The sequence below is a fragment of the Porphyrobacter sp. TH134 genome, assembly GCF_002855495.1.
Taxonomy (GTDB): domain Bacteria; phylum Pseudomonadota; class Alphaproteobacteria; order Sphingomonadales; family Sphingomonadaceae; genus Erythrobacter.
In genome coordinates, this window is record NZ_PKRO01000038.1 from 1 (window position 1) to 26978 (window position 26978).

Annotated in this window: 22 protein-coding genes, 1 pseudogene and 2 riboswitches; of the genes and pseudogenes, 8 read left to right on the forward strand and 15 right to left on the reverse strand. The window is 64.4% G+C overall.

Features of this window, described 5'->3' with window-relative positions; genetic code table 11:
* Window positions 1-67 precede the first annotated feature (67 nt).
* Entirely contained in the window at window positions 68-946 is an 879-nt protein-coding gene (locus C0V72_RS13315) for a TonB-dependent receptor (protein WP_233999950.1), read from the reverse strand.
* A 408-nt stretch (window positions 947-1354) separates the two neighbouring features.
* On the opposite strand from C0V72_RS13315, the gene C0V72_RS13320 reads away from it, so the two are divergent.
* Together C0V72_RS13320 and C0V72_RS16260 are read left to right on the forward strand one after the other, a co-directional pair.
* A complete protein-coding gene (locus C0V72_RS13320) occupies window positions 1355-2083 on the forward strand; it encodes a hypothetical protein (RefSeq protein ID WP_101794632.1) in 729 nt (242 codons plus the stop codon).
* Entirely contained in the window at window positions 2080-2424 is a 345-nt protein-coding gene (locus C0V72_RS16260; RefSeq protein WP_143704599.1) for a hypothetical protein, read from the forward strand. The genes C0V72_RS13320 and C0V72_RS16260 overlap by 4 nt, the downstream gene beginning before the upstream one ends.
* A gap of 377 nt (window positions 2425-2801) precedes the next feature.
* On the opposite strand, the gene C0V72_RS13325 is transcribed toward C0V72_RS16260, so the two are convergent.
* Window positions 2802-3617 carry an IclR family transcriptional regulator domain-containing protein gene (locus C0V72_RS13325; protein WP_101794633.1) on the reverse strand — a complete coding sequence of 272 codons (816 nt, stop codon included), beginning with the start codon at window positions 3615-3617 and terminating at the stop codon, window positions 2802-2804.
* Window positions 3598-4758, reverse strand: a complete 1161-nt coding sequence (locus tag C0V72_RS13330) for a CaiB/BaiF CoA transferase family protein (RefSeq protein ID WP_101794634.1) — start codon at window positions 4756-4758, stop codon at window positions 3598-3600. Before C0V72_RS13330 ends, C0V72_RS13325 begins: the two co-directional genes overlap by 20 nt.
* Window positions 4759-4850: 92 nt before the next feature.
* Between C0V72_RS13330 and C0V72_RS13335 the strand changes: the two genes are divergently transcribed.
* Both C0V72_RS13335 and C0V72_RS13340 read left to right on the forward strand, forming a co-directional pair.
* Complete coding sequence (locus C0V72_RS13335; RefSeq protein WP_101794635.1) at window positions 4851-5642, forward strand: citryl-CoA lyase; 792 nt, start codon at window positions 4851-4853, stop codon at window positions 5640-5642.
* A gap of 57 nt (window positions 5643-5699) precedes the next feature.
* A complete protein-coding gene (locus tag C0V72_RS13340; protein ID WP_101794636.1) occupies window positions 5700-7052 on the forward strand; it encodes a M24 family metallopeptidase in 1353 nt (450 codons plus the stop codon).
* Here C0V72_RS13340 and C0V72_RS13345 read toward each other — a convergent pair.
* On the reverse strand, window positions 7049-7981 hold the full coding sequence (locus C0V72_RS13345; protein WP_172439030.1) for an SMP-30/gluconolactonase/LRE family protein: 933 nt from the start codon (window positions 7979-7981) through the stop codon (window positions 7049-7051). The genes C0V72_RS13340 and C0V72_RS13345 overlap by 4 nt on opposite strands.
* A 143-nt stretch (window positions 7982-8124) precedes the next feature.
* Here C0V72_RS13345 and C0V72_RS13350 point away from each other — a divergent pair, with 143 nt between their 5' ends.
* Together C0V72_RS13350 and C0V72_RS13355 are read left to right on the forward strand one after the other, a co-directional pair.
* Window positions 8125-9618, forward strand: a complete 1494-nt coding sequence (locus C0V72_RS13350) for a CoA-acylating methylmalonate-semialdehyde dehydrogenase (protein ID WP_101794638.1) — start codon at window positions 8125-8127, stop codon at window positions 9616-9618.
* 152 nt (window positions 9619-9770) lie between these two features.
* Window positions 9771-11084, forward strand: a complete 1314-nt coding sequence (locus C0V72_RS13355) for a lipopolysaccharide biosynthesis protein (RefSeq protein WP_101794639.1) — start codon at window positions 9771-9773, stop codon at window positions 11082-11084.
* A 30-nt stretch (window positions 11085-11114) separates the two neighbouring features.
* Here the strand turns inward: C0V72_RS13355 and gcvPB are convergent, their stop codons facing one another.
* From gcvPB to gcvT, 4 genes are read right to left on the reverse strand one after another with little or no spacing between them, the layout of a single operon-like run.
* Complete coding sequence (gene gcvPB / locus C0V72_RS13360; RefSeq protein ID WP_101794640.1) at window positions 11115-12671, reverse strand: aminomethyl-transferring glycine dehydrogenase subunit GcvPB; 1557 nt, start codon at window positions 12669-12671, stop codon at window positions 11115-11117.
* Window positions 12671-14044, reverse strand: coding sequence for an aminomethyl-transferring glycine dehydrogenase subunit GcvPA (gcvPA, locus tag C0V72_RS13365; protein WP_101794641.1), 1374 nt, complete (start codon window positions 14042-14044; stop codon window positions 12671-12673). Before gcvPA ends, gcvPB begins: the two co-directional genes overlap by 1 nt.
* A 43-nt stretch (window positions 14045-14087) precedes the next feature.
* Window positions 14088-14456 carry a glycine cleavage system protein GcvH gene (gcvH, locus tag C0V72_RS13370; protein WP_101794642.1) on the reverse strand — a complete coding sequence of 123 codons (369 nt, stop codon included), beginning with the start codon at window positions 14454-14456 and terminating at the stop codon, window positions 14088-14090.
* Between the two features lie 4 nt (window positions 14457-14460).
* Window positions 14461-15600 carry a glycine cleavage system aminomethyltransferase GcvT gene (gene gcvT / locus C0V72_RS13375; protein WP_101794643.1) on the reverse strand — a complete coding sequence of 380 codons (1140 nt, stop codon included), beginning with the start codon at window positions 15598-15600 and terminating at the stop codon, window positions 14461-14463.
* 57 nt (window positions 15601-15657) lie between these two features.
* Window positions 15658-15766: riboswitch (glycine riboswitch) on the reverse strand.
* Window positions 15767-15868: riboswitch (glycine riboswitch) on the reverse strand. It lies immediately after the preceding riboswitch.
* 139 nt (window positions 15869-16007) lie between these two features.
* Here gcvT and C0V72_RS13380 point away from each other — a divergent pair.
* The gene (locus C0V72_RS13380) at window positions 16008-17207 is read left to right on the forward strand and encodes a cation:proton antiporter (RefSeq protein WP_101794644.1); all 1200 of its coding nucleotides are present in this window, start codon (window positions 16008-16010) and stop codon (window positions 17205-17207) included.
* A 105-nt stretch (window positions 17208-17312) separates the two neighbouring features.
* Here C0V72_RS13380 and C0V72_RS13385 read toward each other — a convergent pair whose 3' ends face one another.
* The 7 genes from C0V72_RS13385 to C0V72_RS13415 all read right to left on the reverse strand — a co-directional run bounded on the left by C0V72_RS13385 (window position 17313) and on the right by C0V72_RS13415 (window position 26492).
* The gene (locus tag C0V72_RS13385; RefSeq protein WP_172439031.1) at window positions 17313-18506 is read right to left on the reverse strand and encodes a serine hydrolase domain-containing protein; all 1194 of its coding nucleotides are present in this window, start codon (window positions 18504-18506) and stop codon (window positions 17313-17315) included.
* A gap of 31 nt (window positions 18507-18537) precedes the next feature.
* On the reverse strand, window positions 18538-21153 hold the full coding sequence (gene metH / locus C0V72_RS13390) for a methionine synthase (RefSeq protein WP_101794646.1): 2616 nt from the start codon (window positions 21151-21153) through the stop codon (window positions 18538-18540).
* A 106-nt stretch (window positions 21154-21259) separates the two neighbouring features.
* On the reverse strand, window positions 21260-22303 hold the full coding sequence (locus C0V72_RS13395; protein ID WP_101794647.1) for a homocysteine S-methyltransferase family protein: 1044 nt from the start codon (window positions 22301-22303) through the stop codon (window positions 21260-21262).
* On the reverse strand, window positions 22300-23244 hold the full coding sequence (gene metF / locus C0V72_RS13400) for a methylenetetrahydrofolate reductase [NAD(P)H] (RefSeq protein WP_101794648.1): 945 nt from the start codon (window positions 23242-23244) through the stop codon (window positions 22300-22302). The genes C0V72_RS13395 and metF overlap by 4 nt, the downstream gene beginning before the upstream one ends.
* On the reverse strand, window positions 23241-24224 hold the full coding sequence (locus C0V72_RS13405; RefSeq protein WP_101794649.1) for an ArsR/SmtB family transcription factor: 984 nt from the start codon (window positions 24222-24224) through the stop codon (window positions 23241-23243). Before C0V72_RS13405 ends, metF begins: the two co-directional genes overlap by 4 nt.
* A gap of 98 nt (window positions 24225-24322) precedes the next feature.
* Window positions 24323-25570, reverse strand: coding sequence for a galactokinase (gene galK / locus C0V72_RS13410; protein WP_101794650.1), 1248 nt, complete (start codon window positions 25568-25570; stop codon window positions 24323-24325).
* 25 nt (window positions 25571-25595) lie between these two features.
* Window positions 25596-26492, reverse strand: a complete 897-nt coding sequence (locus C0V72_RS13415) for an NAD(P)H-binding protein (protein ID WP_101794651.1) — start codon at window positions 26490-26492, stop codon at window positions 25596-25598.
* A 103-nt stretch (window positions 26493-26595) separates the two neighbouring features.
* Between C0V72_RS13415 and C0V72_RS13420 the strand changes: the two are divergent.
* Window positions 26596-26883, forward strand: a pseudogene (locus tag C0V72_RS13420) (amidohydrolase family protein); the annotation flags it as partial.
* Between the last annotated feature and the right edge of the window lie 95 nt (window positions 26884-26978).

The window sequence follows — 26978 nt, forward strand, 5'->3', positions numbered from 1 at the left end:
TCCCGGAAGACCATCCGCCGGGAAATCGATCAGGCCAAGGCGACACCTCGTAAAGCTGGATGTCGCCTTACGGCTCCTGTGAACTGTCCTTCAACACGGGGTTGTTGACCCTCACCGGAGCCACCGTGTTCACGTCGCCGACGATGTTGTAATACAGGCCCTGCGTGCGCAGCTGGTTCAGCGATCCGCGCAGGTCGAAGGTCAGCCGGTCGGTCGCTTCCACCAACAGGTTGGCCCGCAAGCTGAAATCCTCGACCGGGTCAGCATCTTCGCCAAGGAAGGTGTTGGGGATGAAGCCATTGGTATCGTAATACGACCCGGCGACGCGGAACTTGACGTTCTCGGCCAGCGGGCCGCTGATCCCGCCGCGCAGGAAATAGCCAAAGCCATTGTCGACGCCTGCGGTCAAATTGCCGGCGAATTCATCGGTGGGCGCCTTGGTGGTGATGATGATCGCCCCGCCAATGGCGTTGCGGCCATAAAGACCCCCTTGCGGACCCTTGAGCACTTCGATCTGTTCGATATCGAACAGATCCTGGTTGAATTGCGCAGGGTTTACTTGCTGCACCCCGTCAACAATCACGGCGACCGAAGGCTCGGAATTGCGGTTCTGGGTGATGCCGCGGATGATGACGAAGGCGCTGCCCGCATTCTGGGTTTCGACGAGATTGACGTTGGGGGTCAGCGCGATGAAATCTGCCGGACGCTCGATCCCGGCATTGCTGATCGCCTGCGCATCGAAGGCGGTGACCGCAGCGGGGGTATCCTGAAGCGTTTCGCTGCGGCGCAGGCCGGTAACAACGATGCCCTGATCGTCACTCGCTGCCTCGGCAGGCGCAGCTGCGGCGTCCTGCGCGGCCAGCGGGGCTGCGGTCAGCGTGGCAGCCGCCAGGGCGGCAGTGCTGACCAAACCGCGTGATGCACGATTGATGCCCGAAAACGTCATATCTCTCTCCCCTGTGGGCGCGCACACGCGCGTCGCTCTTATGGCGATCCCTCCCAATGGCGGGTTAGAAACTTCGCAATGCGAAGTCAACTTCGATATGCGAAAATAATCACATTTGGCGCGAAGGCCACGCAAGCCGGAATACGGCCACAGCCTGGGTCCCGCTTGGTGGGCTTAGGGGTGTCCCGGGGTGGGTTAGGCGGTGGTTGGCGGGCCTGAGAACAGGGCCTGCTGATGGCTGAGATCGGGGCCATCAGTGGCAGGTTCTGGGATGAAGGCTGGGACTTCGCTATGACCGCAAGTGGGTGGTTTGCTGCCATCCCGCCGCCCCGGGGCCCCGCTGCTGATTGTTTCTTCATCAAATCATGAGATTACTGCCGTGTCTAGGTTATAGGACGGAGAAACGACATGGCGCGCACTATTCAGGCAGCATGGCTGGCACTCGCCGCGCTTCTGCCCCCCGGCTGCGCCTTCGCTGACGACGCGGCCCCCGACTATCGCTACCGGCTCACGGTCGAGGTCGAGACGCCTGAAGGGTTGAAAACCGGGTCAAGCGTCATCGCGGTGCAGCAGACTCTCGTGCGCGCCGGGTCGGTCCCGGCGAACCAGGCGGTCGAGCGGCGGGTGCGCGGGGAAGCGGCGGCGGTTGATCTACCGGGCGACAAGACGCTGTTTGCGCTGCTCAGATCGGACAATGATCCCAATTGGGCAGGCATGGTTTATGTCCTTCTGGCGCCGCAGGAGAACAAGCCATTCGAAGACGCGCTGGACGACGTCCTCAAAGTCACGGGCAAGCGGACGCTTCCGCGCACATGGCCCGCAGACTTGTGGATCCAAGAACGGTCGGCCTATCCGATGCTGGTGACCTTCGGCGATCCCGCCGATCCGACGAGCGTTGCCAAGGTCGATCCCGATAATCTGGCGGCAACCTTTGGCGAGGGGGTGAAGCTCAAGCGCATCACCGTCGAGCTGACCGATGATCCTGTAACGACCGGGATTGAGGAGCGGTTGGGGTGGGTGGATAAATACCGAAAAAGGTGGCTGAATGGGAAACCGTACATTGCCGAGGACCTGACAACGGACAAACTGACCGCTCACCTATCAGCCGGAAGTTTTAGCACGGAGTTCGCTCGATGAACCGCGATGTTTTTCTGTCTCTGCTCGCATTGGATGCATACAATCGTGGCCACGGCCAAGGCGTTTTTCTTCAAGATGGGGACAATCCAAATGGGCAAAACGAAACGGAACGACTAACTGGTAATGCGCACGTTACCACCCAATCCACAGTACTTGCAGGCTCGGAGGCAAAAGATGCTGGCTTCTACGCCATCGCCTATGAGTGGAACAACAACGGCATCTCCGAGACGGTCATTTCCGATCGGGGAACCAACTTTCCCGACCTGAGCAATTTGACGTCCGAAGCTGCGGAGGCCGCATGGGACGACTCCTCGGCCCGAAACGCATCCTTAGCTTGCTGAACCGCCAAACGGGCAAAGGCAGCGGGACGCCGGGTCAGGCCCGAGGCGGCGATGATGTTGATGTCTTAAACGGGGTCGGTTCCTGAATGTCAGGAATTTCTCAGAACCGATGCAAAGCTACCATGCCGCTTTTGGAGGCGAGCCCCGGTCCCGGTTAAGGCCGGAGCTGGGTTGGGAGTTACCCTCTACGTCATCCCAGCGGTTGCGAAGCACAACCGAAGGTTGAACGCCGGGACCTAGGGCGGCAAGCGCTGCACCATGATGCCCTAGGCCCCAGCTTTCGCTGGGGTGACGGGAACGTCGCAAAAGGGGTCGATAGCCGAACGGCAGCTTCTTTCCAAACGCCCGCCAAAGCGAACGCGCACAAATCCTGCCCGTCAAGGCCGCAGGCTGGCTTCCAGCGCGGGCCAACGCTTCAGCGATGCCTCGATCTCGCCCGCCGCAGCGCGCAGCAGCGGCAAGCGGGTGCGCACCAGCTCGTCCTGCGAAATACGGGTGGTGGAGGTGGAACAATTGATGCTGGCAATCACCCGCCGGTCACGGCCGAAGATCGGCACCGCAACCGAAACGATGCCGTAATCCAGCTCGTCCAGCGCCGAATCATAGCCCCGTTCGGCAATCAGGGTGAGCCGGTCGGACATGGCGGCGGCTTCGGTCACGGTGCGCTCGGTAAAGCGCTGGAACGGCGCGTTTGCAACCAAGGCTGCGCGCTCGTCATCGGGCAAATGCGCCGCCAGCGCCTTGCCCAGCGAGGTGGCGTGGAAGGGAAACCGGGTGCCGACGCCTGCCGCCACCCGGAAACGCCGGTCGGTCGAAACGTGGGCGACGTACAATATCTCCGCAGCTGACAGCACCGCGAGGCTGGCGCTGTCCCCGGTCGAATCCCGTAAGCCTTGCAGCGGCGGCAGCACCACCTGTTCGATCTGCATCGAAGCGAGGAACGCCGAACCGATCGTCAGCACCGCCGGGCGCAGCAGAAACTTGCGTTCGTGCTGGCCGACATAGCCCAGCTCCACCAGTGTTATCAGGCACCGCCGCGCCACCGCCGGCGGAAGCCCGGTCTTGGCCGCCACTTCCGACAGGGTCATTTCCGGATGCTCCTCGTCAAACGCCTTCAGCACGCGAAGCCCGCGTTCAAGCGTCGAGAGGAACTCCGGGTCTTTTGCGGCGGCCTCAGCCCCTGCGGATCCCATGCACCGGCCTTTCGATGGAGCGGCGCACGGCCGCGTCGTCGGCCCCCAATAGCGGCGGCGCGGTGACGCTGTCCATCCGCGCGCCATCAAAGCTCACGGGGAAGCGGATGGTGCGGAAATTCCCCTTGGGGCCGTCAGGATCATTGACTTCGATGCCCAGCACCTTGGCCTGCTCGGTCGCCAGCACCTCGGTGGTGTCATAAACCGGCGAATTGGGCACTTCGAGCCGGGTCAGTTCCGCTGTCCAGTGATCGCGCGATTGCTGCGCGAAAATGGGGGCGAGGAAGGCGACCACATCCTCGTAATGGGCAATGCGGGCCTCGCGGCTTTCGAAGGCCGGCAGGCTGAGCATATCGGGCTGGCCAACGGCAGTGGCAAGGTTCTCCCAGAACTTCGGAGGAGAAGACATGTGCAATGCCAGCCACTTGCCGTCAGCGCACTGGAAGACGTAGCTTTGCGATACATGCGGGCGCGAATAGGGCCCCATCACCTGATCGGCGGAGAACAGGTGGGTGAAATCGTCGAGGTTGAAGTGGCACATCGCCTCGAACATCGAGGTTTCGACCACCCGGCCCTTGCCCGTCATGTGGCGCTCGTTGAGCGCGGCGAGGATGCCCAGCGCCGTGTAGAACCCGGTCATGGCATCGGCGATGGCAGGGCCGACGACGCGGGGGTGCTCGGGATTGACCAGCAGCCGCAGAAAACCGCTGGCGGCCTGCGCCACGGTATCAAAGGCGGGACGATCACGCTCCGGGCCTTCACTGCCAAAGCCCGAAATCGAGGCATAGACCAGCGCCGGATTGATGGCCTGGAGCCGCTTGGCGTCCACCTTCAACCGATCCGCCACGCCGGGACGAAAGTTCTGGATAAACACGTCTGCGCCTGCAACCAGCCGATCCAGCACTGCCAGGTCTTCGGGGTTCTTGGGGTCAATCGTGATCGAACGCTTGCCCCGGTTATAGGTCTGAAAATGCGGCGAATAGAGTTCGCCCTTGAAGCTGCGGAACGGATCGCCTGTCCCCGGCTGCTCCACCTTGATGACATCCGCCCCCATATCGGCCAGCAGCATTCCGGCAGCAGGCCCGGTGATGAAGGTGCCCATTTCGAGCACGGTCACACCCTGTAGGGGTCTTGCGGTCATCCTGCACATCCCATCTGCTTGCCTTGAACTCGATGTGACACTATATTCTTCGCATAACGAAATCAACTTCGAATATCGAAAAGGAATAACCCATGCGCATCGGCAAGCAGGATAACGCCGTCACCTCGATCTGCACCTCGGATGCGACGAGCATTACCGTGCGGGGGATGGACCTGTGTTCCGAAGTGATCGGCCATGTCGATTTTACCAGCTATTTCTGGCTGCTGGTCACAGGCACCATGCCCTCGCCTGCGCAGAAGGCGCTGGCTGACGCCGTGCTGTGCGCCATCGCCGAGCACGGATTGGTGCCGAGCGTGGTCGCCACCCGCATGACCTACGCCGCCGCGCCCGAGGCGTTTCACGGTGCGGTCGCCGCCGGATTGCTCGGCTGCGGCAGCGTGGTACTGGGCAGCGCCGAGGTTGCGGGCAAGTTTTACGCGCAGGTTGTAGCCGACGCCGAGGGCGGTGACACCGCCGCCACTGCCATCGCTGCGATCAAGGCGCTCAGGGCCGAAAAGAAGGCGATCCCGGGCTTTGGCCATCCCCAGCATTCGGGCGGCGATCCGCGCGCGCACCGCTTGCTGGCCCTCGCCAAAGAGCACGGGATGGAGGGCAAGCACATTGCCATGCTGCGCACCATCGAAGCCGTGCTGCCGCAAGCGATCGGCCGCAGCCTGCCCATCAACGTCAACGGCGCGATCCCGGCGGTGATGCTTGACGCGGGCTTTCCGCTGGCGGCCTTGAAGGGCATCTCGCTCCTCGCCCGCACCGCCAGCCTGATTGCGCACCTTCAGGAAGAAACCGAGCGGCCCATCGGCTTCATCATGAGCGGCGCTGCGGCCGAGCGCATCGGGTTCGATGATGGGAGCGACGACGGGGAATAGCTTGATCCCCGGCCTTCCCCGCGCCAGAACCGGTGCAAGGACGGACAGGGGGCACACATGATCGCGCGGCATTTCATTTCACTGGCGGCGCTGCTGGCGGCCACTCCGGCGCTGGCCGATACGCCGCCCGCCATTGGCCAGACGGAGGTAGCTGCCCCCGCCCTTCCCGCAATCCTGCCCCCGCGCGAGCGTGCGGCGCTCGAAAACCGCATCCTTGCCGAACGCCTCGACAACCTCATCCCGCAAATCATGCGCGAAGAGGGGATCGACCTGTGGCTGCTGGTCGCGCGCGAATATTTTGAAGAGCCGGTGGTCGCCACCATGCTCGATGCCGAGAACATGCACGCGCGCAGGCGGACGATCCTGGTGTTCCACGACCCCGGCGAGGGCAAGCCAGTCGAGCGCCTGACCGTCAGCCGCTATGGCCTCGGCGGGCTGTTTGCGCCGACGTGGGATCCCGACACACAGCCCGACCAGTGGCAGGCCGTTGCCGATCTCGTCGCGGCCAAAGACCCGGCCAAGATCGCGATCAATTCGTCAGACCTCTACCAGTTCGCCGATGGTATGACGCTGAGCCAGTATGACAAGTTCATGGCCGCCCTGCCGCCCGCGATGCGTAACCGCGTCGTCAGCGGCGAGACCCTCGCGATCCGCTGGCTCGAAACCCGCACCCCTGCCGAGATGGCGCTTTACCCCACCGTCGTGCGCATCGCCCATTTCGTGATTGGCGAAGCATTTTCGCGCAAAGTCATCACCCCCGGCAAAACCACCGCAGAGCAGGTGCAGTGGTGGTATCGTGACCGGCTGATGCAACTGGGCCTCACGCCGTGGTTCCACCCCTCGGTCGCGATCCAGCGGCAGGGGGTGAAGGGCATGATCGAAGGGGACGAGGTGATCCAGCCGGGCGATCTGCTGTGGACCGATTTTGGCATCACCTATCTGCGCCTCAATACCGATACCCAGCACCTCGCCTATGTGCTGAAGCCGGGCGAGACCGAGGCGCCTGCGGGCCTCAGCGCGGGGCTGGCGAACAGCAACCGGGTGCAGGATGCCCTCACCCGCACTTTCAAGGTCGGCATCAGCGGCAATGATGCACTGGCGCAGGCCCGCGCCGACAGCATCGCGGCCGGGCTCGACCCGTCGATCTACACCCACCCCATCGGCCACCACGGCCACGGCGCGGGGCCTTCAATCGGCTTCTGGGACAACCAGAAGGCTGACCCGCGCGGAGAAGGCCCGATCCGGCCGAATACTGCCTGGTCGATCGAACTGACCTCTTACGCCAACGTGCCCGAATGGGGCGGTCAGCGGGTGGATTTTCGTACCGAGGAGGACGCTTTTTTCGACGGCACGAACGTGCGCTATATCGATGGGCGACAGACGGAGATCACGCTGATCCCTTCGGACTAGCGGCTGGAGGATCCGATGCCCTTGGCGCGGGTCTTGACCCTGTAAACGTCGGTCAGCGCGGTGATGTAAAGCTCGGACAGATCCGGCCCGCCCCACGCAAGATTGGTCGCGCGCTTGGGCGTGGCAAGCCTGTCGGTCACCAGTCCTTGCGCCGGGTCGGCCACGCAGATGCCGCCGGGGCAGGTGAACCAGACGCGCCCCTCCGTATCCACCCGCACCCCATCAACCCGGCCCGGTTTGCTCTCATCCGTCACATCGACCACCAGCCGCTTGCCCGAGGCGGTGCCATCAGCGGCGAGGTCATAGGCCCACAGCGTTTGGGTGGCAGTGTCGCCGACGTAAAGCACCTTTTCATCGGGTGAAAGCGCGAGGCCGTTGGGGCGGCTGAGCGCATCGTCGATCAGCACCATCCGCCCGCTGGCTTCATCAAGCGCGAAGACGCCCGAAAAGCCCACCTCGCTCGCGCGCTGCCCCAAGCCGTAGGGCGGATCGGTGAACAGGATCAGCCCGTCGCTGCGCACCACCACATCATTGGGACTGTTGAGGCGCTTGCCCTGATAGGCCACGACGATAGTGGTGCGGCCCTCTTGCGCCGTCCAGCGCGTGATTTCGGCGCTGCCGTGTTCGGCGTTAAGCAGACGGCCTTCCCTGTCGAAGGTATGGCCGTTGGCATTGGCAGAAGGGGTATAAAGCACCCGCGGCGCGCCCTCTCCCGGCGTCAGCACATACACGGTATCGCCCGGTATATCGCTGAAGATCAGCCGCGCTCCGTCCCACGCGGGGCCCTCGGTGAAGGTGTAGCCGGTGGCGGCCAGTTCAAGGGTTTCCGGGATGATAACATAGGCTGGCTCTGGCGGCGTTTCGGCACGCGCGGTGCCGAGGGCCAATAATGCTGCCAGCCCTGCCAGAAATCCCCAAGCCTTGGTCATCATCGTTCCCCTTCTCGTCTCGTCTTATGTCTCACCTGCCCTGCCGCAGATCGCGAAGCCAGCACTTTTGAGGGGAGCCGCAAGGGTTGCATGAGGCCCGCGCGGGGGGCATTGGGGCGGCAGAGACAGGAGACATTATTCCCATGCGTCAGATCGACCACTTCATCGTCGGCGACAGCCCCGCGCCCACGCGCAAACATCAAATCTGGAACCCTTCGACCGGCGAAGTGCAGGCCGAAGTTGCGCTCGGCGATGCGGCGCTGCTGGTGCAGGCCGTCGCCACCGCCAAGCGCGTTCAGCCCGCCTGGGCCGCGACCAATCCCCAGCGCCGCGCCCGGGTGATGTTCGCGTTCAAGGAACTGGTCGAGGCGAACATGCAGAGCCTCGCGGAGATGCTGTCCTCGGAGCACGGCAAGACCGTCCCCGACGCGCGCGGCGATGTGCAGCGCGGGCTGGAAGTGATCGAATATGCCTGCGGCCTGCCGCAGATCATGAAGGGCGAATACACCCATGGCGCAGGGCCCGGGATCGATGTTTATTCGATGCGCCAGCCCTTGGGGATCGGCGCGGGGATTACCCCGTTCAACTTCCCGGCGATGATCCCGATGTGGATGTTCGGCATGGCCTGCGCTGCGGGCAATGCCTTCATCCTCAAGCCCTCCGAGCGTGACCCATCCGTGCCGGTGCGGCTCGCCGAACTCTTCCTTGAAGCGGGTGCGCCGGAAGGCCTGCTTCAGGTCGTCCACGGCGACAAGGAAATGGTCGACGCGATCATCGACCACCCCGATATTGCCGCGATCAGCTTCGTCGGCTCCTCGGACATCGCGCAGTATATCTATGCGCGAGGGAGCGCGAACAACAAGCGCGTGCAGGCCTTCGGCGGCGCGAAGAACCACGGGATCGTGCTGCCTGATGCCGACCTCGATCAGGTCGTCACCGACCTGACCGGCGCGGCCTTCGGCTCAGCCGGGGAACGCTGCATGGCGCTTCCGGTAGTGGTGCCGGTGGGCGAGGAGACGGCCGAACGCCTTAAGGAAAAGCTGCTCACCTCGATCGCCAAGCTGCGCATCGGTGTCTCCAACGATCCCGAGGCCGATTACGGCCCCGTCGTGACGCCCGAGCACAAGGCGCGGATCGAACAGTGGATCACCACCGCCGAGGAAGAGGGCGCGGAAATCGTCGTCGACGGGCGCGGCTTCTCGCTTCAGGGCCACGAAAAGGGCTTCTTTGTCGGCCCCACGCTGATCGATCACGTGACCCCGCAGATGAAGTCCTATCAGGAAGAGATCTTCGGCCCCGTGCTCCAGATCGTGCGCGCGCATGACTTCGAGGAGGCGGTGCGCCTTCCTTCCGAGCACCAATATGGCAATGGCGTCGCGATCTTCACGCGCAACGGCCACGCTGCGCGCGAATTTGCGGCGCGGGTCAATGTCGGCATGGTCGGCATCAACGTGCCGATCCCGGTGCCGGTCGCCTACCACTCCTTCGGCGGATGGAAGCGCTCAGGCTTCGGCGATATCGACCAGTATGGCGTTGAAGGCCTCAGGTTCTGGACCAAGAACAAGAAGATCACCCAGCGCTGGCCCGATGGCTCGCAGGACGGGTCAAACGCCTTCGTCATCCCGACGATGGGGTGAACAGCCAGCATGCCTTGCGTCGCCCCGTGGCAAGCATGGGGCGACGGGAAAGGCGAATTTGCGATGCTGACCATCCCCGCTTGGCGAGATGCACGCTTTGCGGCTAAGGCGGCGCGGTATGGTAAAGCTCCCGGCACACGCCTGACACACCCATGAAGCAGGTTTTCGCCAATATGGGCTGGCTGCTGGGCGGCCGCGGGTTCAACGCGGTGCTCAGCCTTGTCTACCTCGCCATCGCCGCGCGCACGCTGGGCACCGACGGCTTCGGCCACTTTGCGCTGATCATCGCACTGGGGCAGGCGATCACCGGCTTTTCCAGCTTCCAGACCTGGCAGTTCATCGTCCGCTGGGGCGCTGATCCGGACAATCCCGGCGTCGATCTCCAGCGCGCACGCGAAGCGACCGGATTCGCCGTAGCGCTCGACGGCGTGTCGGTGGTGGTGGGCACGCTGGCCTCGGCGGTGCTGGTGCTGACCGCGCCGTTGTGGCTCGACGTGCCGCCCGGTCTGATGTGGCTGACCTTCGGCTATTGCGTGATCTCGCTGCTGACGATCCGCACCACGCCCACAGGGATGCTGCGGCTGCATTCCGAATATGGCCGGGCGACCTGGGCCGAAGCGGTGCAGCCCGTCATCCGCGCGACTGGTGCGGTGCTGGCGTGGTGGCTGATGCCAGACGTGACGGGCTTCATCCTCGCCTTTGCCTTGTCCGAAGTGGGCACGGCCATCGCATTGTGGATCGTCGCCGCGCGCGTGCAGCCGGTGCCGCTGTCATCCATTAGCCTGCGCGCGATCCCTTCGCGCCACAAGGATGCGTGGCGGTTCGTACTGTCCACCAACATGTCCGGCAGTCTGGCGGTGGCGGGCAAGCAGGTGATGATCCTGCTGGTGGGCACCTTTGGCGGGGCATACCTCGCAGGCGGCTTCCGCATCGCCAACCAGCTGGGCGTGGCGCTGATCGCGCTGGCGCAGACGATCTCCAAGGCGATCCTGCCCGAGCTGGTGCAATCACGCGATGGCGCGGTGGAAATCGCCCGGCGCATGGCCAACATCGCCGCTATCGCTGGGGTAACGGCAGTCGTCACCGCCATCCTGTTCGGCCGCCCCGGCCTCGCGCTGATCGCGGGCGAGCAGTTCACCGGGTTTTACTGGGCGATGATCATTCTCAGCATTGCGGGCGCGGTCGAGCTGGTGGGCGCGAGCCTTGAAAGCCTGCTGATTTCGGCGGGCAAGGCGCATGTCGCCTTCCTCGTCCGTCTGTTCCCGACGATCCTCGCGCTGCTGATGCTGGAGCTGGCCATCGACTGGAAGGGCGCGCAGGGCGCAGGCTTCGCCGTGCTGGGATCAAGCGTGCTGACCGTGGTCGGCTTCTACCTGGCGATCGTGAACCTCAAGCAGTTCCGGCTGGTGGTGGACGAGCCGGATGCAGAAGGGGCGGACAAAGCGTCCGCCCCTCCGAAATCATAGAGCATCTCGGTGTAAACGAGAGGTTCTCAGTCACCCCTCGTAAGCGAGCTTGGGCTTGCGCGCCGCGCCGGTTTCGTCAAGGCGGCGCCGGGGAGCGTAGTAGGGGGCCTGCTTCAACGCCTCGTCCCCATCAAGCGCGCGTTCCACCACGGCCCGGAAGGCGGCGATGAACTGATCGATCGCGGTCTTGCTTTCGGTCTCGGTCGGCTCGACCAGCATCGCGCCGTGAACCACCAGCGGGAAGTATACCGTCATCGGGTGATAGCCCTCGTCGATCAGGCCCTTGGCCACGTCAAGGGTGGACAGCCCGCCGCCGAAATCCTTGTCGCCAAACAGCGCCTCATGCATGCACGGGCCACTGGCGGCGAAGGGGGCGTGGAGGATATCTTCCATCGAACGCAGGATGTAATTGGCGTTGAGCACCGCATCCTCGGCCACCTGCTTCAGCCCGTCAGCGCCGTGACTGAGGATATAGGTCAGTGCACGGGTGAACATGCCCATTTGCCCGTGGAACGCGGTCATGCGGCCAAAGGTTGGGCCGCATTCTTCGCCATCTTCCTCCTCGACCAGATAGAACTCGCCGGCATCATCCTTGCGCACGAAGGGCAGCGGCGCATAGGGCGCGAGCGCTTCAGACAGCACCACCGGCCCCGAACCCGGCCCGCCGCCGCCATGCGGGGTCGAGAAGGTCTTGTGCAGGTTGATGTGCATCGCATCGACGCCAAGGTCGCCGGGGCGCACCTTGCCGACGATGGCATTGAAGTTCGCCCCGTCGCAATAGACATACCCGCCTGCCGCGTGCACCGCGTCGGCGATCTCGCGGAAGTCCTTTTCGAACAGGCCGCAGGTGTTGGGGTTGGTGATCATCACCGCCGCCACATCCGGCCCGAGGCGGGCTTTCAAGGCGGCGACATCGACGCGGCCCTCGGGCGTGGCGGGGATATCTTCCACGCGGTAGCCCGCGAAGGCGGCGGTGGCGGGATTGGTGCCGTGGGCGCTTTCGGGCACCAGCACCACTTCGCGCGCATCGCCGCGGGCCTCGTGCGCCGCGCGGATCGCGAGGATGCCGCACAGCTCACCATGGGCACCCGCCTTGGGGCTCATGGCGACGGCGGGCATGCCGGTCAGCGTGCACAGCCAATGGCCCAGCTGATGCACCACCTCCAGTGCACCCTGCACCGTCGATTGCGGGGCGAGCGGGTGGATATCGGCAAAGCCGGGCAGCCGCGCCATCTTCTCGTTGAGGCGCGGATTGTGCTTCATGGTGCAGCTGCCGAGCGGGAAGAACCCGAGGTCGATCCCGTAGTTCTGGCGGCTGAGACGCGTGTAGTGGCGCACCGTTTCCGGCTCGGTCAGGCCGACGAGGCCGATAGCGTCAGCGCGCTCCAGCCCGCCAAGGCGGGTCAGGGCGCTGGTGTCGATTTCCGGAAGATCCACGCCGGTCACATCCGCGCGGCCGATTTCGAACAGCAGCGGCTCTTCCAGCATCAGCGCACGGTTGCCGGTGGTGGTGGCCGGGCCGTTATGCATTCCGTCTTCGGAGAGTTCCATCGCGGGCTTCCAGCCAGACTTGTTGGGGGCGTTCATCACACGGTCTCCTTGATGCTGGCTTCCAGTTCCTGCGCGAGGCGTTCGATATCCTCTTCGGTGGTCGTCTCGGTCACAGCGACCAGCAGCGCGTGTTCCAGCGCATCGACGCCGGGGTAAAGCCGCCCGAGCGACACCCCGCCCAGCACACCGCGCTCCGCGAGGTCACGCACGATCGCGCGCGCGGGCTTGCCGCCGAGCATCAGAGTGAATTCGTTGAAGAATGCGGTGTTGAGCACTTCCACGCCCGGCACCTTCGCGAGACGGTCTGCCGCAAGGCAGGCCAGACGGTGGTTTTCTGCCGCCAACTGGCGCAGGCCCTTTTCGCCCAGCAGCGTCATGTGGGCCGTGAAGGCCAGCGCGCACAGGCCCGAATTGGTGCAGATGTTGCTGGTCGCCTTCTCGCGGCGGATGTGCTGTTCGCGGGTCGAGAGCGTCAGCACAAAACCGCGCTTGCCCTCGGCATCGGTCGTTTCGCCACAAAGACGCCCCGGCATCTGACGCACATGCTTGGGATCGCGCACCGCGAACAGACCGAGATAGGGCCCGCCGAAGTTCAGGCCCACGCCAAGCGATTGTCCCTCGCCCACCACGATGTCCGCGCCCATTTCGCCAGGTGAGCGGATGGCGCCCAGCGCCACAGGCTCAGTGTTCACCACCACCAACAACGCACCCTTGGCGTGGGCGGCTTCGGCCACCGGGGTGAGGTCGCTGATCCGGCCAAGGATGTCGGGATATTGCACCACGACGCAGGCGGTATCCTCGTCGATGCGGGCGATCAGGCCGTCCAGATCAGGCTCGGCGGTGATCGCGGGCATGGCATCGGCGATGGTATCGCCAGTGAAGTGCGCCATGGTCTTCACGACCTGTGCGTAATGCGGATGGAGCGCGCCCGACAGCACGGCGCGGCTGCGCTTTGTCACGCGGGTCGCCATCGCCACCGCCTCCCAGCAGGCGGTCGATCCGTCATACAGCGAGGCATTCGCCACCGCACAGCCATAGAGCCGCGCGACCTGCGTCTGGAATTCGAACAGCACCTGCAACGTGCCTTGCGCGATTTCCGGCTGGTAGGGCGTGTAGGCGGTCAGAAACTCGCCGCGCTGGATGATCGTGTCGACACTGGCAGGCACGTGATGCCGGTATGCGCCCGCGCCGAGGAAGAACGGCACATCGCCCGCAACCAGGTTCTTCGCCGCCAACGCCTTCATGTGGCGCTCCACCGCCATCTCGCTTGCATGCATCGGCAAGCCGCGGATCGGGCCATCCAGACGGGCGACTTCGGGCACATCAACGAACAGATCGTCAATACTTGCAGCGCCGATTGTCGCCAGCATCGCCTGCCGGTCGGTATCGGTGAGAGGAAGATAGCGCATGGGTGTTCAGCCTCGGGTGGAGAGGGTGGAGAGAGGGGTCAGTTCAGAGGTCTTCGACGAAGGCCTTGTAGCCATCTTCGTCCATCAGCTTGTCGAGCTCGGCGGGCGCAGCGATGGTCATCTTGAAGAACCAGCCGCCGTCTTCCGGCGAGGAGTTGACCAGCGCAGGGTCTTCTTCCAGCGCGGCGTTGGTTTCCGTGACTTCGCCAGTGATCGGGGCGTAGACATCGGAGGCAGCCTTCACGGATTCGACCACGGCCGCATCCTTGCCCTGTTCGATCATCGCGCCGACTTCGGGCAGTTCGACGAAGACGATGTCGCCCAGCTGGCCCTGCGCATATTCGGTGATGCCGACCGTGGCGATATCGCCTTCGACTTCGATCCATTCGTGTTCGTCAGTGTAGTAACGCATGGGGTCAGCTCCCTCGGTAATAGCGGTGGGGTACGAAAGGCGTGGGCGAGACGGTGGCGGCGAGGCGCTTGCCCCGCACTTCCACCTCAAGCTGGGTGCCGATGGCGGCGTGGCTGCTGGCCACATAAGCCATCGCAATGGGTGCGCCCAAGGTCGGCGAAAAGCCGCCGCTGGTGACAATCCCGATCTTGTCCGCGCCGCTGAACACTTCCGCGCCTTCGCGGGCGGGCAGGCGGCCTTCGATCTTGAGGCCGACCCATTTGCGGGCCGTGCCTTCATTGATCTCGCGGATGATCCGCTCGGCACCCGGGAAGCCGCCTTCCGTGCGGCGGCGCTTGTTGATGCCGAAGACGAGACCCGCTTCGATGGGGCTGACTTCGGGGTTCATGTCGTGCCCGTAGAGCGGCAGCCCGGCTTCGAGCCGCAGCGAATCCCGCGCACCCAATCCGATGGGCTTCACCTCCGGTTCGGCGCAGAGCAGGTCGGCCACTTCGGCGGCGGCATCGGCGGGGAGCGAGATTTCAAACCCGTCTTCGCCGGTATAGCCAGCGCGGGCGATGGTGACATCGTGGCCCGCCAGTTTGAACTGGCCGAACTTCATGAAGGTCAACGCCGACAGCGGGTATTCGCCGCTCACATGGCGTGCCAGCGCATCGGCAGCCTTGGGCCCCTGCAAGGCGAGTAGCGCGCGGTCATCGAGGTAATTGAGCGTGATATCGTCCGGCAGCGCTTCGCGCAGCGTCCCCATGTCGTCCCACTTGGTCGCGCCGTTGACGACAAGGTAGAGCGCCTCGGGCCAGCGCGAGACCATCAGGTCATCCAGCACCCCGCCCTCTTCATCCAGCAGCAGCGAATAGCGCTGCTGGCCAAGCTTCAGCGTCGACAGGTCGATCGGCAGGACGGCCTCGACCGCCGCGTCGAGGTCGGGGCCGGACAATAGCAGCTGGCCCATGTGCGACACATCGAACAGCCCCGCGCTCTCCCGCGTCCAATTGTGCTCGGCAACGATGCCCTCATACTGGATCGGCATTTCGTAGCCAGCGAAAGGCACCATCCGCGCGCCGCGGGCACGGTGCCAGGCATCCAGCGGCAGCGCGTCCAAGGGGATATCTTCGAGCTGGTCTTCGGTATCGTGATCGGTCACTCGGAAAATCCCCGGCAGAATACGGCAGTCCCGCAGCGCACGCGGCGCTGCTTCATAACTGCCCCCTCTGTCGGGTGACCTGAGAGCTTCGGCGCATCTGCCAACGTGGCGGGACGCCTCCCCTTCGGTGGCCCCGGACGGATCCGGGACGCTTTCCAGAGTGTCACGCAGCCGAGCGGTCCGGTGGCCTGAGAGTTTCCGGGGCGGTTGCTCCTTCGGCGCCTTTGCCCCGTTTGACCGAGGCATCGGGCTCTCCCGCTCGCCTGCCCGCGCCAGAATCACTTCTGCCGCGGAAGACGCCATCGCGATGCGCGAATTGCTGCACCGCGTCAATCGGGCGAAGCGCCCAAGGACTGGGGAAAACGCATTTGCTTGTGCGCGCATGGCTGAATAGACACGCAGACGGGATGAACCTTACTGAAATCTATCTGATCGCCCTGACGATCATCTTCGCCTTGCCGTGGATCGTGTGGCGCGTGCTGCGCACCGATTACTGGGCGCCGCTGGTGGTGGTGCAGATCGTGGGCGGCATTCTGCTCGGCCCCGGCGTGCTCGGCGCGGTATTCCCGGATTACTACGCCTTCGTGTTCCGCCCCGATGTGATTATTGCGCTGAACGGGGTCGCGTGGTGGGCGGTGATGCTGTTCGTGTGGATTGCCGGGATCGAGCTCGACCTCAGCCAAGCCTGGAAGCACCGGGGCGAGACCGGGCTGACGGCGGGGCTGGCTTTGGGAATGCCGCTGCTGGCAGGCACCGCGGCGGCGGCGGTAATCCTGCAATTTCCCGGCTGGCGCGGCGCGCAGGGGGAATATTGGCAGGCGCTACTGGGCATCGGCATGGCCTGCGCGGTGACGGCGCTGCCGATCCTTGTGCTGTTGATGGAAAAGCTGGGCATTCTGCGTGAGGCGATTGGCCAGCGCATCCTGCGCTATGCCAGCCTTGATGATATCGCAATCTGGGGCGTCTTGGCGCTGATCCTGCTCGATTGGGAGCGGATCGGGCGGCAGGCGATGTTCCTCGTCGGCTTTGCACTGGCGGCGATGGCGGTGCGGTGGCTGATGGCGCGCCTTTCGGAAAATGATCGCTGGCCCGTCGGGCTGATCTGGCTGGCGCTGTGCGGGTTGGCGGGCGACTGGTCGGGCCTGCACTACATGGTCGGCGCGTTTCTGGCGGGCGTGGTGCTGGACGCCAAGTGGTTCGGGCATGATGCGATGGACCGGTTCCGGAGCGTCGTTCTGCTGACGGTCATGCCGGTGTTCTTCCTCTCCACCGGCCTCAGAACCCAGTGGGAAGGCGGCGGGCTAGCCGTGTTCGGCGTGGCCGCGCTGCTGCTGGCGGCAGCGGTGGGCGGCAAGCTGATCGGCGTCCACATCGCCGGCCGGATCCTCGGCTGGAGCCGCACCGAGGCGAGCCTGATCGGCTGGCTGCTGCAAACCAAGGCGCTCATCATGATCATCTTCGCCAACATCCTCCTGGACAAGCAGGTCATCACGCCCACGACCTTCACCGCCCTGCTGCTGATGGCTGTGGGCAGCACGATGCTGACAACCCCGCTGGCGACGCCCTTGCTGAAAAAGCTGGGGGATCGGGTCAGGGCAGAGGCGTAACGGCAAAAACTCCGTTCGCCCTGAGCTTGTCGAAGGGCCGTTCTTCCTTTGGGCTCAGGTTCAAAAAGAAAGACGGTGCTTCGACAATATCAGCACGAACGCAGGTTATGGTTTCCCCGCCGCCCCCAACGCCCGCGCCATAAGCGCTGTCTCACGCGGGTCGGCGGCAGCGGTTTCAACCTCGCCTTCGGGCGGCGGCACTTCGGTGGTGAAATAGGCGACCCCCTGCCCGTCCTCCATCGACACCCACAGGCCCGAACGTAGGCCATAGGCTTCGCCCCCGTGACCGATGCGTTCGCGGCCATCGCCAAACAGGTCATCCCGGCAGGGCGGAGCATCAATCAGCCCGTAAGTGCCAAGCCCATAACCGCAGAAATCCGGCAATGACTGTTCAGGCGGCAGATCGTTTGCGGCGTTGATCATGGCATAAAGCCATTCCTCCAGGGCCCGGTTCGAAAGGAAACCGTTGCGCTCCAGCCCCGCGAGCGTCTGCCCGATCTTTGCCAGATCCATCATCCCGATCCTGACCCCGCCCTGCGGCGAGAAGATCGAAGCATTGGTCCCGGGCACGTAGCTGTCGAGATCGCAGCCCTGCCCTTCGGCGACGGGGATCGTGCAAGCCGGCGGCATCTCCGCCGGATCATCGCGCGCGACCTCGCCGGTATGGCGGTAAAGCGTCACTGCGCGGGCTTGCATCCCGGCGTCGCATCCCACCCAGTTGAGGCACGCTGTCACGCCCAGGGGCTTGAACACCAAACGCTCCACCAGCCGGTCGTACCGCTCACCACTCGCCGCTTCGAGCGCGGTTGCCACCAGCGGGGCGCCGAGATTGGTGTATTCGAAGCTCGGGACGCCTTGCGGGCCGGTATCGCGCCAAGCTGCCGGGTCAGCCAGCTTCGCTTGCAGACTTTCCCCAAGGGGAATGATGTAGCCTGCCCTGTCGCTGAGCCCCGCGCGGTGCATCAGCAGGTGGGCGAGCGTGATTGGCTTGCCGGGATTGTAAGGCGATTGCAGTTGCCAGCCGAGATAATCGGACACATCGCGGTCCAGATCGACCTTGCCCTCGTCCATCAGCCGCAGCGTAGTGAGCGCCATGATCAGCTTGGAAATCGATGCGATCCTGACCGGATCATTGGCTTCGACCGGACGGCCGCTTGCCTTGTTCGCCAGCCCCTCGACAATCAGCGGGTGAATGCGCTCCCGGTCGAATGCAACCACGACGCTGGCGGGCGGCGGTGCGTCCTGCGCGGCGGCGGGCGTGGCGGACAGCGCCAGAGCGGCGATGATGCGGCGGATCATGCCGCGCATCATCGCTGCTCTGCGCTGATCGTCAATCGAGATTCGGCCGCAGCCAACGTTCCGCGGTTGCCAGATCGACGCCGCGCCTTGCGGCATATTCCGCGACCTGATCGGGGCCGACGCGGGCAACGCCGAAATATTGCGCCTCCGGGTGTCCGAAATAGAAGCCAGAGACCGCCGCCGTTGGCCACATCGCGAAGCTTTCGGTCAGGGTCAGGCCGGTGGTGTTGGGCGCATCGAGCAGGTCGAAGAGGATCGGCTTGAGGCTGTGATCGGGACACGCGGGATAGCCCGGCGCGGGGCGGATGCCGCGATATTCTTCCTTGATCAGCGCTTCGCAGGTCAGCTGCTCGCCGGGAGCATAGGCCCACAGCGTGGTGCGCACATGCTGGTGCAGCGCTTCGGCGAAAGCTTCGGCGAAGCGGTCAGCCAGCGCCTTGAGCAAGATGTCGGAATAATCATCCTTGTCCGCCTGAAACCGCGCCGAGTGGCTGTCGATACCGTGGATGCCGACCGCAAAGCCGCCGATCCAGTCGCCATTGGGGTCGATGAAATCGGCGAGGCACATGTTTGCGCGATCACGCGACTTTTTCACCTGCTGGCGGAGCATCGGGAGGCGCGCGCCGTTGTCGAGCACGATGTCATCCCCGTCGCGCCCGCACGGCCACAGGCCCGCTGCGCCGCGCGCGGTCAGCCACTTTTCGGCAATGATCCGGTCGAGCATTTCATTGGCATCGGCGAACAGCTGGGTTGCGGTTTCGCCGACCACTTCGTCGGTGAGGATCGCGGGATAATTGCCGTGGAGCTCCCACGCCCGGAAGAACGGCGTCCAGTCGATGAAGCCGCGCAGGTGCTCAAGGCTCCAGTCATCGAACACGTGCAGACCCGGCTGCGCGGGCGCGGCGGGTTTGGCGGCCATGTCGGCGGGGAAGGCATTGGCACGGGCTTCGGCCAGGCTCAGCAGCGCGCTCACCGTCTTGCCCGCGCGGGCATCACGCACGGCGATGTATTCGTCCTCGACCTCGGCGACGTAATCGTTGCGCTGGGTGTCGGACAGCAGTTTGGAGGCGACGCCGACAGCACGGCTCGCGTCGAGCACGTGGATCACCGGGCCATCATAGGCCGGGTCGATCTTGAGCGCGGTGTGGACCTTGGACGTGGTCGCCCCGCCGATCAGCAGCGGCATGGTCATTCCGGCGCGCTGCATTTCTTCGGCGACGGTCACCATCTCGTCCAATGAGGGGGTGATGAGGCCGGAGAGGCCGATCATGTCGGCCTTGTTGTCGTTGGCGCTCTGGAGGATCGTCGGCCAGGGCACCATCACGCCAAGGTCGATCACATCGTATCCGTTGCACTGCAACACGACGCCGACGATGTTCTTGCCGATGTCGTGCACATCGCCCTTCACCGTGGCCATGATGATCTTGCCCTTAGCCTTGCGTTCCTCTTCGGGGAGCAGGTCCTTCTCGGCCTCGATGAAGGGGATGAGGTGGGCGACCGCTTTCTTCATCACGCGGGCGGATTTGACCACCTGCGGCAGGAACATCTTGCCGCTGCCGAACAGGTCGCCGACCACGTTCATGCCGTCCATCAGCGGGCCTTCGATCACTTCGATCGGGCGGCCGCCATTGGCCGCGATGGCGGCGCGCATCTGTTCGGTATCATCGACGATATGCGCATCGATGCCCTTGACCAGCGCGTGTTCCAATCGCTTTTCGACCGCCCAGCCGCGCCATTCCTCTGCGGCCTTTTCGTCCGCGACCGACTTGCCCTTGAAGCTTTCGGCGAGGGTGATGAGGCGTTCGGTCGCGTCAGGATCGCGGTTGAGGATCACGTCCTCGCAAGCCTCGCGCAGGGCCGGGTCGATCTGGTCGTAGACGTCCAATTGCCCCGCATTGACGATCGCCATGTCGAGCCCGGCGGGGATCGCGTGATACAGGAACACCGAGTGCATGGCGCGGCGCACGGGTTCGTTGCCGCGGAAGGAGAAGCTGAGGTTGGAAAGCCCGCCCGAGTAATGCGCGTGGGGGCACAGCTCGCGCAGTTCGGCGACCGCCTCGATAAAGTCGACGCCGTAATTATTGTGCTCCTCGATCCCGGTGGCGACCGCGAAGATGTTGGGGTCGAAGATGATGTCTTCAGGCGGGAAGCCCTCGGCCACCAGCAGATCATAAGCGCGCTTGCAGATTTCGACCTTGCGCTGCTTGGTGTCGGCTTGGCCCGTCTCGTCGAAGGCCATCACCACCACCGCCGCGCCGTAATTCATGCAGATGCGGGCGTGCTGGAGAAAGGCCTCCTCGCCCTCCTTCATGGAGATCGAGTTCACGATAGGCTTGCCGCTGACGCACTTGAGCCCGGCTTCGATCACGTGGAATTTCGAGCTGTCGATCATCACCGGAACGCGGGCGATGTCCGGTTCGGCGGCGATCAGTTTCAGAAACGTCGTCATGGCATGGACCGCGTCGAGCAGGCCCTCGTCCATGTTGACGTCAATCACCTGCGCGCCGTTCTCGACCTGCTGGCGCGCGACCTCGACCGCGGCGGGGTAATCGCCCGCCATGATGAGCTTCTTGAACGCCGCGCTGCCGGTGACGTTGGTGCGTTCACCGATATTGATGAAGCGAGCGGAGGAGGAGGGTTGGGTCATTTTCTCAAGTTCTCAGTTCCGTTCGTGCTGAGCTTGTCGAAGCACCGCACTATTCTTCGGAAGGAAGGACGGCCCTTCGACAGGCTCAGGGCGAACGGGGTTTATTCTAAGCAGCGATAAACGCCTCAAGCCCGGCGAGGCGCATCTGCGGTCCGGGCGCAGGCACCTTGCGCGGCTCGCTGTTCGCCACGGCCTTGGCAATCGCAGCGATATGCGCGGGCGAGGAACCGCAGCACCCGCCGAGGATGTTGACCTGCCCGTGATCGGCCCAGTCCTTGACCAGCCCGGCGGTGGTCTCGGGCTGCTCGTCATATTCGCCCAGTTCGTTGGGCAGGCCTGCGTTGGGGTAGATCATCAGCAGCGTGTCCGCGATCTGCGACAGCACCTTGACGTGCGGGCGCAGCTGCTCTGCACCAAAGCTGCAATTGAGGCCGATGGTAACAGGCTTGGCATGACGCACGGCATACCAGAACGCCTCGACCGTGTGGCCCGACAGGTTGCGGCCCGAAAGATCGGTCAGCGTCATCGAGATCATCACCGGCACTTCGCGGCCCAGATCACGCTCCAGCTGCTTGACCGCCATGATCCCGGCCTTGGCGTTGAGGGTATCGAACACGGTTTCGATCAGGATGAAGTCCACCCCGCCTTCGACCAGCGCGGCGGCCTGTTCCTTGTAGACCGCGACCAGCTCATCAAAGTCGATCTCGCGGAAACCGGGGTCTTCCACGTCAGGGCTGAGCGACAACGTCTTGTTGGTCGGCCCGATCGCGCCTGCAACAAAGCGCGGGCGGCCATCCTTCGCCGCATATTCATCCGCCAGCGCGCGGGCGAGCTTGCCGGACGCCACGTTGATATCGCGCACCAGACCTTCCGCCGCGTAATCCGCCTGCGAAATGCGGTTGGCCGAGAAGGTGTTGGTGCTCACCACATCCGATCCCGCCTCCAGATAGGCGCGGGTGATGTCACCGATCACATCCGGGCGGGTCAGCACCAGAATGTCGTTATTGCCCTTCTGGTCGGCAGCGAGGCCCAGATCGCCCGCGTAGTCCGCCTCGCTCAGCTTGCGGTTCTGGATCTGCGTCCCGAAGGCGCCGTCAAAGATCAACACGCGCTCCGCGGCGGCGGCGAGGAGTTGCTGGCGGGCGCTCATGCGGCTTCTCCGGCCAAGGCGACGTTATGGGGCCGCTTCCCGAGCAAATGGCAGATCGCATAGGCGAGTTCGGGGCGGTTCAAGGTGTAGAAGTGGAAATCGCGCACACCGCCCGCGTAAAGCCTGCGGCACAGTTCAGCCGCGATGGTCGCCGCGATCAGTTGGCGCGCGGCGGGCTGTTCATCAAGGCCTTCGAACAGGCCGTCCATCCATGCCGGGATTTCGGCCCCGCAGGCGCTGGCAAACTTGCGCGCCTGCGCGACATTGGTGACGGGCAGGATGCCCGGCAGGATCGGCGCATCGATGCCAGCCGCCGCGCAGGCGTCGCGGAAGCGGAAGAAGGTTTCGGCCGAAAAGAAAAACTGGCTGATCGCGCGCGTGGCGCCGGCATCAAGCTTGCGCTTGAGGTTATCAATATCGGCCTGTGGGCTTACCGCATCGGGATGGGTTTCGGGGTAGGCGGCCACGCTGATTTCGAACGGGGCGATGGCCTTGAGGCCGCTTACCAGATCGGCAGCGCTGGCGTAGCCTTCAGGGTGCGGAGTGAAGGGCGCACCCGGCTCCCCCGCATCACCGCGCAGCGCAACGATATGGCGCACGCCGGCTTCCCAATATTGTTCGGCGACCTCGCGGATTTCGGCCTTGCTGGCCGCCACACAGGTGAGATGCGCGGCGGCGGGCAGTTTGGCCTCGCCGATAATCCGTGCAACCGTGGCGTGAGTGCGTTCACGCGTCGAACCGCCCGCGCCGTAGGTGACCGAAACAAAGCTCGGGTCCAGCGGCTTGAGCCGCGTCACCGCGTCCCACAGCTGGTCTTCCATCTTCTCGCTCTTGGGCGGGAAGAATTCAAAACTCACCGCCACATCGCCCGGCAGGCCGGAAAACAGCGGCGTGTCGGTTGCGGTGCGGTATTCGTGAAGCTGGTTCAGCGTCGGGGTCATCGGGCGGTTTCCAGAGCGGGGGTCTTGAGAGAGGCGTGAGCGGCGTTGCGCCGGGCGGTCCAGATCTTCACCACGAGCGGGCCGCCATCAAGCGCGATCGGCGCGGCCTCGGCAAAGCCTGCCGCCTTGAGCAGATCGGCCATCTGCTGGTCGGAAAAGCCCAGCCGCACGTGTTGATGGCGGGTGCGCAGTTCCTCGTGATCGTGGCTGGCGAAATCGACGATGGCGATCCGCCCGCCGCCGCGCGTGACGCGTCCCGCCTCAGCCAGCGCGGGCAAGGGATCGGCTGCAAAATGCAGCACCTGATGCAGCACCACGGTATCGAAGCTGGCATCGGCAAACGGAAGGTCGGCAAAATCGCCCTGCACCAGTTCGATCTGCGCGGTCGGCAGATGTTGCAGTTTGGCGCGGGCAACCCGCAGCATTTCAAGGTTCTTGTCGAGCGCGACGATCCGGTCCGCATGGGGGGCGAACAGTTCGGCCATACGCCCGGTGCCAGTCCCGATATCAAGCAGCGCGCCCAACGGGCTATCGGCCAGCGCCTCCGCCAGGCGGGTCTCAACATCCGCATCCGCGCTGTGGAGCGCGCGCAGTTCATCCCATTCACCGGCATGGCGGGCGAAATAGGTTTCCGCTGCTGCCGCGCGCGCATCGCGAATGGCGGCCAGCTTGCGCCGGTCGGCTTCGCACAGGGCCGCAAAGGCGGGCTCTTCGGTCTCGGCAAGGGCCAGCAGGCGCTGGACCGCCTCAATCACGGGGGCGCGCGATTCGCTCTGTCGCAGGAACACCCAGCTGCCTTCGCGGCGGCGCTCGGCTAGCCCCGCATCGCACAGGATACCGACATGGCGCGACACGCGCGGCTGGCTTTGCCCCAGCACCTGCGCCAGCTCGCCCACGGCCAGCTCCATCGCGCCGAGCAGCCGGGCGATGCGCAGCCGGGTCGGGTCGCCCAGCGCCTTGAAGATGTCCTCGATCATCATTGCAAGGGAACCATATAAAGATATTTTTATATGTGTAAATCACCCTCCCTCAGGTGGAATACCTAATTTGGGAAGGCGCCGCCCCGCCCGCTTGCCTGTCAGTCGAGAATAATCGGCGCAGCGCCGCTGATCGGGCGGAAAATCTCAGCTGTGGCGGGAAGATCGGCCGTGCTGCGGTTATAGCTGGCCACCGCATCAACAATCGCGCCGGTCGCATCATGCGTGCTGACCGCGACGAGGCAGCCGCCAAATCCCGCACCGGTCAACCGCACCCCGCCGGCTTCGCCCAAAGCATCTGCGATCTGTTCGGCCAACCGGTCAATCGGCGGCAGCGAGACATCGAAATCCTTGGCCAGTGACAGGTGCGCTGCACGCATCATTTCGGCCAGCACCGCGGTCTGACCCCGGGCAAGCGCGGTGGCGACCGGTTCGACGCGCTCGATCTCGCTCACCACGTGGCGGGCGCGCTGGTACAGGGTCTGATCGAGCGTTGCGTAACCTTCCCGAAGCCTTGCCCCATCCAGATCCCGCAGCGCCCTGACGCCAAAATGCGCCGCTGCCGCCTCGCATTCGGCGCGGCGCTGGCCCAAGGCGCTTTCGGTCGGGCTGCGGCGCAATCCGGTATCGATCACGCTGATCGCCAGGCTGCGGTGGATCGGGATCGGCAAATGCTCGAGCGAACGGCAATCCAGCAGCAAGGCATGGCCCGCCACGCTCGCTGCCGAGGCCATCTGATCCATAATCCCGCCCGCGCACCCGACAAAGTCATTCTTGGCAATCTGGGCGACCTTGGCGAGCGTTTCGGGCGCGAGGCTGAGGCCCGAATATTCAGACGCCGCCAGCGCCACTGCCACGCCGAACGCCGCCGAGGATGACAGGCCGACCCCGATCGGCACGTCTCCCGCCACCGCAATCCGCATCGGTTTGATCCGGTGGCCATAGCGCCCAAGCGCCTGCACCACCCCGCGCACATGGTTCTGCCAGTTGTTTTCACCCGACAAGATCTTGCCAATCAGGTCGAAATCATCGCGCGCGCTCGCCATTTCGCCCATGTCGAGCGCCACGGCCTCGAACCGGGGCGATTTGGCGTCCTTGGACGGCGGGCCGAAGGCAATGATGGTCTCGCGGTCGATGGCGCAGGGCAGCACGTAGCCATCATTGTAATCGACGTGTTCGCCGATCAGATTGACCCGGCCGGGGGCGGCAACAAACCGGCTCGGCTCGGCGCCGTAAGCCAGCCGGTAGCCTTGCCGCGCCCGCGCAATCAGTCTTTCACGGCGATCCATCGCGTTTTCCCCCAAGCGCTGCACATCGTCATGCACCAACCCGCTGACCCAACGCAACATCTGCGCCAATCACGGGAGCGGCGAGCTAGACCCCGGCCAGCAGCGCCTGATAATGCGCTTGCAGCGTGTCGCTGCCATATTCGGGCGTCAGCTCGGCCGAATATTCGCCGGTCGCAGGGTCCAGCACCAGCATCGATTCCGTGGCGTAGTAATGGGCAATCCGGGCATATTCGGCCTTCTCGGCCAGCCAGCCTGAGAGCGGCGCGCCAAGCCCAAGGATGCGTCCGGCGTAGGTGAACAGCTGCGGCGATACCGATGAGAATTTGGGCGCCTTGCCGGCTGCCTGGAACAGCAATTCCCCCGCATCGCGCAAGGAAAGCGCCGGCCCCGGGCCGCCGATGGGCAGGATTTTGCCTGACATTTCGGGGTTATCAATCGCCTTGACGATAAACCGCGCCAGATCGCCATCGCTGATCGGCTTGCAGCGGGTGAGGTGGCCGTCGCCGAAAATCAGGAAGGGCTTGCCCGCCGTGACGCGGCGAACCTGGCCGGACAGCGACTTGAAGAAGGCGGTGGGGCGGATGATCGTATAAGCAACGCCGCTGGCCATCAGCGCCGCCTCGAACGCAAGCTTGGCGTGCTGGAATGCGAGTAGGGGCTTTTGCACACAAATTGCCGAAAGCAGTATGAAGTGGCGCGCGCCTGCCGCCTTGGCCGCGTCAAGCAGGACAAGGTTCGCCTTGTAATCAACCGCTTGCGCATCCCCCGGCGCGCCGCTGCGCGAGGCGATGCACGAAATCACAACCTCTGGCCGCGCCGCCGCCATGACCGCTGCCATGGCGGCCGGGTCGGCCAGCGCCGCGCGCGGAGCAGCTGTCACCCCGTGCCCCTCTGCCGCAAGCCGCGCTGCCACGGCCGCACCAATGGTGCCGCTGGCTCCGGCAAGAACGATACGGCGCGGTGCAGGACGGGCTTCAGTCATCCCTCACCCTAACGCGCCGGCAGGCGATGCGCAAAAGTCGCAATTGCCACATTGCCCCGCGCCAAGGCACCGTTAGGATAACCGCGGAGAGGGAGCAAAGGCGATGGCTGAGGCTGATTATGATCTGGTGATCCGCGGCGGCACCATAGCCGATGGAACAGGCGGCGATCTTGTCGATGGCGATATTGCCATCACCGGCGGCCGAATTGCCGCGATCGGGCAGGTCAACGCCCGCGGAGCCGAAGAAATCGATGCCCGCGGGCGGATCGTAACCCCCGGTTTCATCGATGTTCACACCCATTATGACGGCCAATGCATCTGGGCCGAGGAGCTTTCGCCATCGTCCTCGCACGGCGTCACCACCGCAGTGATGGGCAATTGCGGGGTGGGCTGTTGAAGGACAGTTCACAGGAGCCGTAAGGCGACATCCAGCTTTACGAGGTGTCGCCTTGGCCTGATCGATTTCCCGGCGGATGGTCTTCCGGG